This is a genomic window from Serratia sp. BIGb0163 (assembly GCF_024809935.1).
In the GTDB taxonomy this organism is placed as follows: Bacteria; Pseudomonadota; Gammaproteobacteria; order Enterobacterales; family Enterobacteriaceae; genus Serratia; species Serratia quinivorans.
The window spans coordinates 1-1,298 of the sequence record NZ_JANUDZ010000025.1 but is presented as its reverse complement, the minus strand read 5'-3'; the positions used below and the strand labels follow the sequence as shown (position 1 = coordinate 1,298).

Genomic DNA, 1,298 nt, shown 5'->3' with positions numbered 1-1,298 from the left:
AATGCCGCAGAATCCGGTTTTGGTGGGCCACCCAGCAGGGCCAGCCGCAGTGGCAGGCTCTCCGGGGTCAGATACCCCTTCGCCAGCTGGAAATGCGGGTCGGTGACGGTGGGCAGGCGCGTGTCGGCGCACGCCAGGCCGGCCCCAAACAGGCTCGGCAACAGGGCGGCCAGACAGCAACGACGGGTAAGGTGTTTCATGGTCTTATCCTCATTTAGCATGTAGCGGTCGCGCGCGGCGACCGGTCAGTCATGACAGGGGGCCGGACATCCAGCACAAAGCCGTCACCCCGGCGGGTTTGCAACATGGCCCTGGCCTCGGGGTAGGCCGAGAACCGGCGGCGCAGTCGCCAGTAAATCACGGTCAGTGAGCGACATCGGCCCTCGTTCACCAGTGCGTCCGGCCCCACCCGGGAGAGAATGTCGGCCCGACTCAACACCTGGCCGCGATGACGCACCAGCACTTCCAGTACCTGAAACTCATACCGGGTGACCGGGACCGGCTGCCCCTCCACGCTCACCCGCTGCGCCTGCGGCTCCAGACAAAACGGCGGGCACTCCAGGCGGGGGCCGCAAAACCCCTGATACCGGCGCACCAGGGCTTCCACCCGGGCAACCAGTACCCGCACATCCGCCGCCTCGCGGTGGCAACCGTCCGCCCCGGCCCGCAGCAGCGCCAGGGTGTCAGGCAGGCCGCCGTCGGCCAGCACCATCATCACCGGCACCCCGGGACACCGCGCTCGCCACTGGTTCAGCACCGCCACCGCACGTGGACGCTGTACCGTCCTCAGGTCAAGCAACAGCGCATCCGGGCGACGCTCGGCCAGCCACCGCTGCAGCCCGGCCTGCGACGCCAATGGCCCGCAGGGCGTCTCCGACACGTTCCCTCGCCCGGCGCACACCACCGCAAAGTGGTGTGCCAGCACCGGGCTGTCCGTCATCAGCAAAAAGCGCATGGCCATGGGGGTCGTTACGCCGTCAGAAGCGGTACAGGGCATTCAGGAACGCCCCGGCCCCGACGGTGTCATCCGTCAGCGGGCTGTGGCGGGCGCCGGCGGTCAGGGCATACAGCTTGAATCCCCCCTGCAGAGCCACGTGAGGCTGCACCTGCACGGTCAGCGCCGTTCTGAGCGTCACATCCCGCATACCGCCGCCGGCATGGTATTCACGAAAATCGGTGCGTGCCGCCTGCTCGCCCGTCACCCCAAAGCGCGCCATCATGTCGTGGCTGTCGCTCCAGGTGCCGTACAGGGCAGAATCCAGCGTCATGTTGGCGGCCAGTGGCAGTGAGTTGGCCGC

2 protein-coding genes and 1 pseudogene are annotated in these 1,298 nt (G+C 68.0%); all 3 read right to left on the bottom strand.

The features are described from left to right. Positions 1-200: pseudogene (locus tag M2406_RS26425) on the bottom strand (acid phosphatase); the annotation flags it as partial. A gap of 14 nt (positions 201-214) precedes the next feature. Next, positions 215-961, bottom strand: a complete 747-nt coding sequence (locus M2406_RS26420) for a response regulator transcription factor (RefSeq protein WP_259191949.1) — start codon at positions 959-961, stop codon at positions 215-217. Between the two features lie 16 nt (positions 962-977). Beyond that, positions 978-1,298: MipA/OmpV family protein (locus M2406_RS26415; protein WP_259191948.1), on the bottom strand; the 321-nt coding region annotated here is incomplete at its 5' end.